The sequence below is a fragment of the Solirhodobacter olei genome (assembly GCF_004010155.1).
Classification (GTDB): Bacteria; Pseudomonadota; Alphaproteobacteria; order Rhodobacterales; family Rhodobacteraceae; genus Solirhodobacter; species Solirhodobacter olei.
In genome coordinates this window covers 1-298 of sequence record NZ_RRYH01000071.1, presented here as the reverse complement: position 1 = coordinate 298, position 298 = coordinate 1, and the positions used below count along the sequence as shown (strand labels likewise).

The 298-nt window shown below is 71.1% G+C and carries 1 protein-coding gene; it reads right to left on the bottom strand.

The features are described from left to right. The coding region (locus EIP85_RS22395; protein WP_241560152.1) for a Gfo/Idh/MocA family protein at window positions 1-298 on the bottom strand (298 nt) is incomplete at both ends.

Sequence of the window (298 nt, the reverse complement as noted above, 5' to 3'; positions counted from 1 at the left end):
AGACTTCGAAGTCATGCTGCATCTTGCGGCCGGTGGCGATCCAGTTGCCCTCGATGGAGCCGGTGGCGCCGCTCTCGAAGCGCAGGAAGGCGCGGCCGATGTCGTCGACCTCGACCTTGCGGCGGCCACCCTGCCCGTCCGCGCGCTCGGCGATCATCGTCACGCAATCGCCCATCACCTGCGAGATCGGCCCGGCGGCAGGGCCCATCAGGAACTCCGCCGTGGCGAGCCCGTGGCTGCCGATATCGGCCAGCGCACCGCCGCCCGCCGGATCGTGGCGGAACCCGTAGGGGGCGGT